The organism is Legionella sp., assembly GCF_049790535.1.
Taxonomy (GTDB): domain Bacteria; phylum Pseudomonadota; class Gammaproteobacteria; order Legionellales; family Legionellaceae; genus Legionella.
On sequence record NZ_JBAQZB010000065.1, the window covers coordinates 1 to 8,853 of the forward strand.

Below are 8,853 nucleotides of genomic sequence, written 5' to 3' on the forward strand. Positions count from 1 at the left end.
ACCCATATCAATGCCATATTCTTTGCAAAAATCTTGGCTCAAAACAACAATATTTTTAATATTAGCAAATTCCTGGATCTTAAACCCATTCTTAGTTGTTACAATATTAATTGTGATATCCATCTCACCTACTGTTGCAAATGGTATTTCTTTTTTGTCTGCCTTAGAATATTCTTTCATTCCTACCGCAAGAGGGCTTGATACAGGATACATAAAACCACCTTGATGAAATCTGCCTTTTAAAAAGGCAATAATCTTTTCCTTTTTCTCATGCTCGAGAGGCTTCATATCTTTTAAAAGTATATCTTCAAAAAATAATTCAACATCATTGAGACTTGCAAATTGATTATATTGTTTAGCATAATAACCAATTGCTACTCCATTGATAGTCATTCTCTCTTGATTAGATTCTCTATGCCAATCCGCCTCTAGATTCGCGCTTCCAGTATTTGCTCGACTTATATTGATTGAATTACTATAAATACGATCCCATTTGCTCATTTTCCACCCCTTCAATTCACACTATATGCCTAAATTATAAGCATAAAAATATTAAGAAGTAAAAAATAATAAATAATTAGCTGATTTTAAGAGAAATTCATGTATTTTTTAACCAAAATATTTATTTAATAATCTACACACAACGCAATTAAATTCAATAAACTCATCGATAAACTATGTTTTAAATGGGTCAATGAACGTTCATTCCGAGTTAATGCCTGATTGAATTCAATTTCAATACCTAGATACTCTTCTGGAGCGTATTTTTTACGCAAACTAGTGGTAAAGCCATCATTTATACCTTTATAAGGGTAATTCACTCTTATTCTATGTTTTGGTGTTTGTTTTTTTAATTCCAACTGCCATTCTTTGGCAAGTTTTTTTTCTAAGGGTCTGTTGGGATCATAAAGGAAACCAATTTCAGCAGTTCTTACTATTTTATTGAGTACTGGGGTAAAACTATGGATGGAACAATGTAGTACTTGTGATCCATGTGCTAGGTGTTTTTCAATCTGATCGATAACCTTTTGCCGATAGGGTAAATAATAATGAGTAATAATTTCCTGTTTTTTTTGCACAGCTAATTTTTTAGTAATTTCAGAAAAACAACGGTTAGTTAAACTGCGATTATAATCAATCAATAATCTTGAGGTAGGAGCTAGAATTAGATCACATGAAAATACTTCTTTAAAATATATCGCGACTTCCAAAGCACCAAAATCAATTCCGCGATGAGATTCCAGAAGATTTTTAAAGGGTATAAACAAAGATAGATAGGTTGGAGGAATGAGATTAACTGCATGCTCACAACTAACTATCAAAGCTAATTTTTTTTTCATGATTGGAATTGCTGATTTGAAAGTAAGCACGAAGTAAGTTGAGAGTAAACATTTTTTAAAGTATCCAAATTACACGCTGGTCCAACAGCTCGGAGTATACGTTCACTTAAATTGCCTTGGACTAGTATCTGTTCCAAAGCAAGTTGTTCTGAGCGTTCTAACGCAAAACTGTTTTTTTCAATGAGATATGACCAGATTTCGCGAAGAGTCCTAAAACGTTTAGGTACTTGCCATTGTACAAATAATTCAGAATCTTCGACTTGAGTACTTAGTCCACTCCTGATGGATCGATCAAAAAGACTTTTTAGTCGTTTTGTTTCACAAGGCATTTCTAAATAATATTGAGAGGAATTATACCAATTTTTTAAAATAGCACAGATTACTTTAGCAATAGCAATATCTGCAGTAACGCATTCTTGACTATCTAAGGTACGAATTTCAATCGCTTTATGATCAAATTTGGGAATGCATGCCCGTGAGTTTAACCAGGGGTGCTGTAACACACTGTGCGGATCATAAGGTTTAATATCTTCATACATCGGAATGAGGATTTTTTGTTGGTATTCCTCTTCCGTTCGTATAAATTCGGGAATAATATCACCACTTATAGAAGGAATGCGTTGTTGATTTTGACTGTAAAAATGTAAACGTGAATCTAATAAGCCTGTAGGTTTCCCATCAAGGATTGGACTACTAGCTGCAAGAGCAGGTAGAAGAGGCAATATTAACCTGATAAGGTTATGTAACTGACAAAATTCTTCATCATTAGAGTAAGGTAAATTAACATGCATGCTTTGTAAATTGGACCAACCATGCCCTTTACACTCAAAAATAATATCGTATTGCTGGTATATATCATTATTCTCATACGGCCAACGGACAGTTTCTATATTAGGATCCATCCAAGGATGCGCCCCTGAGGGCATCAAAATTAGATTTTGCTCTAACAAGAGAGGCTGAATTTCTAAAATAGTTTTTTGAAATTGTTCTGCTATTGGCACGGAAGGTGGTTTAGGTCCGTTATTTTTAAATTCAAGTACATGCATTACCAATTCATTGCTAATAGCAATATCTCCTAATGCGATTTCATTTACATAGTGCCCAGCTAATGCATTAAGAATGAGATCACTTTTGGGCTGGATATTAAAATGTTCTTTATCCACTAACATGTATTCTATTTCTATACCCAGCACAGAAAAAATAGAAAAATTAGACATAACCATGTTTCCTACGGATACGTTGTAAAAAGAGACTCATAATTTGTTGATATAAATTATCTCCTAAAATCTTATCCTCGGTACCATGATCAATGTTAGGATTGTCGTTGACCTCAATAACATAATGAATATCTCCTTTGCTTTTAATATCTACTCCATATAATCCATCACCAATCAATTTGGAGCATTTTAAAGCAATTTTAATAATGGCTTCTGGCACATCATTAATAGGAATTGTTTCACACCTCCCCTCTTTCTTTTCTTTTACGTCATGCCAATCGTAAATTTGCCAATGATCTTTGGCCATAAAATAACGACATGCAAAAAGAGGTTTATTATCAAGAATTCCGATACGCCAATCAAATTCTGTAGGGATGAAATGTTGTGCTAGAACTAAGTCTGAAGTTTTAAAAAAATCATTTAATGATTTTTGAAGTGAATTTTCATCCTCAATTTTAACTACGCCAAGCGAAAAAGCACTATCTGGTTTTTTTAAAACACAAGGAAAATCTATTGCAGGTAATTGTTTATCGTTTTTATTAAGGAATACAGTGTGCGGAGTCACTATTTGATGAGTAGCTAAAAGTTCAGCCAGATAAACTTTATTAGTGCATTTAATGATGGATAGAGGATCATCAATGACCACTAAATTTTCTTGAGCTGCTCGACGTGCTATTCGGTACGTATAATGATTTACTGCGGTGGTAGTTCGAATAAATAATGCATCATACTCAGCAATCGCTTTGCCCTCATTTTTATCAATAATATCAATATTTAATCCCATTTCCTCTCCCGAAGAAACAAAAAAATCCAATGCTTTTTTATTAGACGGTGCATTAGATTCAATAGGATCTACCAGAATGGCTAAATCATGGAATCGTTGTTTTTTACGCCATTGGTGAACTCTTTTTTTGGAGAGATAATCTTTAGCTGCTTGCTGCATAAATTCCAGATGTTGCGGAGGTAAATCAGTAACAGACAAAGGGACCATTCGTTTAATACGCCATTCTCTCTTCTGTTCCAAAGTAAAACGAATTAATGGAATAGGGAATAAACTGTGTAGTTGCTTAGCTAATGTGGCATATCGTTTAGCTACATTTTGACCAAAATATAAACTTAAAACAAACTGATCCGTTTTAATGTCATGTAAACTATGCTGAATCTCTTCATGGATATCCTGAGAAATTAACTTTGATAGTCCTACATTTAAGACATCTTGAATCCCATGAACTGAAGGGAGTGCCTTGTGATCACGTGCCTGCGCCAAAAGAGATACGTAATAACCTATCGTTTGATAATTATAAGACTTGCAAAGATTAATCACTCGGAAGGATTTATTTTGATGATATTCTTCGGCACTTAGGTAGGTTGAGCTGGAAACAATCGGGGCAAAGTCACTGAGAAATTCCCAACTGTCAGGATCGTCCGTAATTATAATTGTTTGCATTTATCTCTCTTTAGGTTCAATTATGAGTAAATTTGCATCGTAAGTTAACACTCCCAGCATAATCGAATTAATCAGACGATTTACACTTACTTTATAGTAGTTATGATTAAATAATGGATTGGTTGGGTGTGGATCAGCCACCACTACCAGTCTTTTTTTTTCATCATAACCACATAGTACAACAAAATGTCCGCAAGGGGTGCCACGAATATCATCGTAAACAGATTTACCCTCAGGTGTAAAATATTCTCGTGCACTTCGATAAAGGTACGTGGCACTCAAAGCTGTTAAAATAGGGATTCCTTTCATAAAATATTTTTTTAATAATGCAACATTAAGGGATTGAAAACAAATTGTTCCCCCTTGCTTTAAATAGTCTAAATAAGCGATAGTTTCTTTAACAATGTATAGATCTTTTTTAAACTCCATTTGAGTTTTCAGTTTTTCAATTAAAAACTGGTTATCACCTTGAATATTTTCAAACCATGAAGGATCGAATAAGTTTAAATTGTAAATGTATATTTTTGTTTTAAATCCTTGTTGTAACGCATGGGTTCCTAACATAGGACTTAATGTACCACCAGAAAGAGAGCGTTCTATCTTTTGAACAATTTCATTTAAAGATATATTCAGACCATAATATTTATAAATAGCATGTAAACTAGTTGGACCACATGTTTCATCATCAGGTTGCGCTTGAATTACGATCTCTATCATTGATATGGCCTTTAATCACAGAAAAAAGGTAACTATATAGATTTTAACTTAGCCTTACCTAAGGAGGATGTCAAATGTTCTATAAGGGGTTTTTAGTTTTAAACTTGATGGAATTATTTAAGTACGAAGATTTTTTTTGAGTAAAATTGCATCTTCAATTTGATCATTCTCTTTATAATATTCTTGTTTAATTTCTTCCTGATTAAAGCCAAGCCTTTCGTAAAGATGCAAAGCAATGCTATTACTTGGCCTGACTTCTAAAATAACTGACTGAATTTCTTTACACTGTATTAAATCATCAAGCAAATACTGTAAAAATTTACGCCCATATCCTTGAGACTGGAAGAGTTTAGCAATACAAAAATTTAGAATATGACAGCAATCGTTTTTATGTCTACAGATCATGTATCCGCCCAACACCCACCGATTATCTATTTTTATTTCAATAACAAGACAATTATAGCCTACAAGAATACAATTTTTTAATATATTTTTAGCCCAAGGAGCAACATGAACACTTGTCTCAATGGCATAGACATTATCTACATCGGATTTGTTCATATGACGAATTTGCCATGTCATTTGTTGCTCCTAAATTACATTTTTTACCTCTTTTGCTTGAGTACGTTTGTAGGGCTATTTTTCCTTTTTCTTTTTAGGCAGATAAAGGTCGGTAATTGTTCCTTCAAAAGCTTCTGCTGCTTGAGTAATTGTTTCTGACAAAGTTGGGTGCGGACGAATCGTTAATGCAATATCTTCAACATCACAGCACATCTCAATTGCTAATGCTGTTTCACTAATTAAGTCCCCTGCATTCACTCCTACAATTCCTGCGCCTAGTATACGATTAGTATCAGGACAAAATAATAATTTAGTCATCCCTTCTTCACGACCCATACTTAATGCGCGACCACTAGCCACCCAAGGAAAAATCGCTTTTTCATAAGGAATATTTTTCTCTTTAGCTTCTTTTTCGGTTAAACCAGCCCATGCAAGTTTTGGATCAGTATAAGCAACACTCGCAATACACTTAGGATCAAAATAATGTTTTTTTCCTGCAATTACTTCTGCTGCTACCTTCCCTTCAGGAATTGCTTTATGAGCCAGCATTGGTTGGCCAACCACATCACCAATAGCAAAAATATGAGGAACATTGGTCCTTTGTTGATTATCAACTTTAATAAAACCATGCTCATCTATACTCACACCTGCTTTTTCAGCATTAATCCTACCCCCATTAGGTTTTCTACCCACAGCAACAAGAACTTGCTGGAAACATAATGGCTTATTGGTTTTATGTTCGCCTTCCATGGAAACATAAATACCGTCTTTTTTAGCTTCTACAGCAGTAACTTTAGTTTTTAATAAAAATTTTATACCTTTTTTGACCATACGTTTTTGCAACACATTCACTAAATCACTGTCAGCGCCAGGAATCAGTTGATCCATAAACTCAACTACAGTCACATCAACTCCGAAAGCAGAATAAACAGTAGCCATTTCTAGACCAATAATTCCACCACCTAGAACCAATAAACTTCCTTGAATGTCAGAAAGTTCTAAGGCACCAGTAGAACTGAATATACGCTTGTCCTCGGGTATAAAAGGTAAATCAATGGATTCTGAACCTACGGCGATTATTGCATTTTCAAACTCAATTTCAACAGGTCCTTCATCACTATCCACAGTAATTTGATGTGTACCAGAAAATTTCCCTACACCCGTAACAACGTTTACTTTACGCTGCTTTGCCAAAGCATTTAAACCATCGGTTAATTTGGAAACCACAGAGTTTTTCCAAGCAATAATTTTTTTATTATCTAATTTTGGTTTACCAAAACTCACACCTCGATCTGTCATTTCGTGAGCTTCTTCAATTACCTCGGCAATGTGTAATAAAGCTTTGGAAGGGATGCAACCCACATTTAAGCAAACACCACCTAATGAATCATAGCGCTCTACCAGCACAACATTTTTACCTAAATCTGCTGCTCTAAATGCTGCGCTGTATCCACCAGGTCCACTTCCCAATACAATAACATCAGTCTTTATTTTATTAGCCATTGCAAGCCTCTTTATCTTATTTATTAATACATTTAAATTAAAATACGTCTTATATCACTCAAACATTCACAAATAAAACGCGTAAACCGTGCTGCTTCTGCTCCATCAATAACCCGATGATCATAAGATAAAGACAGAGGCAACATTAATCTAGGATGAAATGTTTCCTGAGCATAAACAGGTTTTATTTCTGAACGAGACAACCCAAGAATAGCAACCTCTGGACTATTCACAATTGGAGTAAACGAAGTACCACCAATTCCACCCAGACTCGATAGAGTAAAACAGCCCCCCGACATATCGGCTGGCATCAATCCCTTATCGCGTGCTTTGGAGCTTAAACGGGTCATTTCGATTGCAATTTCTGCAACGTTTAATTTATCTACATTCTTGATAACAGGAACAACTAGACCATTTGGTGTTTCCACTGCGATTCCAATATTGCAATATTTTTTGTAGATTAAATTAGAACCTGTACTATCTAAAGAAGCATTAAATTGCGGGAACGTATGTAAGGCTTTACTCACTACAGCACAAACAAAAGCTAACAGAGTTAATTTATACCCCTTCTCTTTAGCCTGTTCCACTTCAGCTTTCCTAAACGCTTCGATCTCAGTAATATCTGCTGAATCAAATTGAGTTACATGTGGAATACTAATCCAAGAACGATGAACATTTAGCCCAGTAAGTTTCTTAATTTTATTTAACGGTCTTGTCTCAATCTCACCAAATTGGGAAAAATCAATAACAGAAGCTTGAGTAATACCAAAAGAGCTGGATACTGTAGGTAACTCACTTAAACGAGCTTTTACGTAAGCCTGCAAGTCTTTTTGAATAATACGTGATTTACGTCCGCTGCCTTTAACCTCTGCCAAATTAATACCGAACTCCCTCGCCATCCTTCTGACTCCCGGACCTGCTGCAGCAGTAAGTGGTGAAGAAAGTTCATTATCAATTTTTAATGCTAAAGCAGAATTCTCTTTAATTAGTGGTGTTTCAGAATAGCGCTCTGTTTGCGATGCAAGAGGCTTTTCTTTTTCTATAGTTTTTTCCTCTTGTGGCTTTTCTTCTTTTTGCGGTTTCTTTATTTCTTTATCTGGCGCAACAAAAAGAATAACATCTCCTTTTGATACTTTATCACCGACTTTAAGATTCATCTTAGTGACTGTTCCTTCTATTGGAGAAGGAATTTCCATACTTGCTTTATCTGATTCTAAAGTAACAAGTGGCGTGTCAATAACGAGTCGATCGCCCACTTTAACCAGAATTTCAATCACATCAACCTGAGTAGAACCACCAATATCAGGAATCTTAACCTCAATTTCATTTGCCATATTTGTCCTCTAATGTAGCCTGGTTGAAAGCAAAGCCATTAATGAGCTATTGGATCTAACTTGTCTGAATTAATATTATAACGCTTCATAGCGTCAACAACTTTAGATTTATCAATACTTCCTTCAGCAACTAAAGCATTTAACGCAGCCAAAACAATATACTTTGCATCCACTTCAAAGAAATGACGTAAACGTTCACGTATATCACTTCTTCCATAACCATCAGTACCCAGAGTTATGTACTGACTAGGTACATAAGGACGAATTTGATCGGCAAAAAGACGCATATAATCGGTTGCCGCAATTACTGGACCTTGTCTTCCTTTTAATAGCATACTTACATAACTTTCCTGTGGTTTTTTATCTGGATGCATTGCATTATAGCGCTCTACTGCTAATCCCTCGCGTCTTAGTTCATTAAAGCTCGTAACACTCCAAATATTTGAAGTAATGGAATAATCATCTTCCAACATTTGTGCCGCTTTGATTACTTCACGCAGAATGGTTCCACATCCAAGCAATTGTACCTGTTTTTTTGATTTTTTCTTGCTTTCTTTTAATAGATACATTCCCTTAATAATCCCTTGTTCCACACCTGCTGGCATATCCGGTTGCACATAATTTTCATTCATTACCGTAATATAATAAAAAACATTTTCCATTTTTTCATACATACGATGTAAACCGTTTTGAATAATTACTGCCAATTCATAAGCGTAAGTGGGGTCATAAGA

The 8,853-nt window shown here is 34.9% G+C and carries 9 protein-coding genes; all 9 read right to left on the minus strand.

Annotation, left to right across the window (positions count from 1 at the left end; translation table 11 throughout):
- Window positions 1-501: hypothetical protein (locus WA877_RS03680; protein ID WP_425169578.1), on the minus strand; the 501-nt coding region annotated here is incomplete at its 3' end.
- 125 nt (window positions 502-626) lie between these two features.
- Window positions 627-1,340, minus strand: coding sequence for an N-formylglutamate amidohydrolase (locus WA877_RS03685; protein WP_425169579.1), 714 nt, complete (start codon window positions 1,338-1,340; stop codon window positions 627-629).
- Complete coding sequence (locus WA877_RS03690) at window positions 1,337-2,557, minus strand: glutamate-cysteine ligase family protein (protein ID WP_425169580.1); 1,221 nt, start codon at window positions 2,555-2,557, stop codon at window positions 1,337-1,339. The genes WA877_RS03685 and WA877_RS03690 overlap by 4 nt, the downstream gene beginning before the upstream one ends.
- Window positions 2,550-4,004, minus strand: coding sequence for a RimK family protein (locus WA877_RS03695; RefSeq protein ID WP_425169581.1), 1,455 nt, complete (start codon window positions 4,002-4,004; stop codon window positions 2,550-2,552). The genes WA877_RS03690 and WA877_RS03695 overlap by 8 nt, the downstream gene beginning before the upstream one ends.
- On the minus strand, window positions 4,005-4,721 hold the full coding sequence (locus tag WA877_RS03700; protein WP_425169582.1) for a C39 family peptidase: 717 nt from the start codon (window positions 4,719-4,721) through the stop codon (window positions 4,005-4,007).
- Between the two features lie 117 nt (window positions 4,722-4,838).
- Window positions 4,839-5,303, minus strand: coding sequence for a ribosomal protein S18-alanine N-acetyltransferase (gene rimI / locus WA877_RS03705; protein WP_425169583.1), 465 nt, complete (start codon window positions 5,301-5,303; stop codon window positions 4,839-4,841).
- A 54-nt stretch (window positions 5,304-5,357) separates the two neighbouring features.
- Entirely contained in the window at window positions 5,358-6,785 is a 1,428-nt protein-coding gene (gene lpdA / locus WA877_RS03710) for a dihydrolipoyl dehydrogenase (protein ID WP_425169584.1), read from the minus strand.
- Window positions 6,786-6,817: 32 nt separating this feature from the next.
- Window positions 6,818-8,119 carry a dihydrolipoyllysine-residue acetyltransferase gene (locus tag WA877_RS03715; protein ID WP_425169585.1) on the minus strand — a complete coding sequence of 434 codons (1,302 nt, stop codon included), beginning with the start codon at window positions 8,117-8,119 and terminating at the stop codon, window positions 6,818-6,820.
- Between the two features lie 38 nt (window positions 8,120-8,157).
- Window positions 8,158-8,853, minus strand: a 696-nt coding sequence (locus WA877_RS03720) for a transketolase-like TK C-terminal-containing protein (RefSeq protein ID WP_425169586.1), incomplete at its 5' end; no start/stop codon positions are given.

Bases quoted from the DNA above. Each gene is read 5' to 3' on its own strand.
- WA877_RS03695 (WP_425169581.1), bottom strand. From the start codon at position 4,004: ATGCAAACAATTATAATTACGGACGATCCTGACAGTTGGGAATTTCTC.
- lpdA (WP_425169584.1), bottom strand. From the start codon at position 6,785: ATGGCTAATAAAATAAAGACTGATGTTATTGTATTGGGAAGTGGACCT.
- WA877_RS03690 (WP_425169580.1), bottom strand. From the start codon at position 2,557: ATGTCTAATTTTTCTATTTTTTCTGTGCTGGGTATAGAAATAGAATAC.
- WA877_RS03685 (WP_425169579.1), bottom strand. From the start codon at position 1,340: ATGAAAAAAAAATTAGCTTTGATAGTTAGTTGTGAGCATGCAGTTAAT.
- WA877_RS03715 (WP_425169585.1), bottom strand. From the start codon at position 8,119: ATGGCAAATGAAATTGAGGTTAAGATTCCTGATATTGGTGGTTCTACT.
- WA877_RS03700 (WP_425169582.1), bottom strand. From the start codon at position 4,721: ATGATAGAGATCGTAATTCAAGCGCAACCTGATGATGAAACATGTGGT.
- rimI (WP_425169583.1), bottom strand. From the start codon at position 5,303: ATGACATGGCAAATTCGTCATATGAACAAATCCGATGTAGATAATGTC.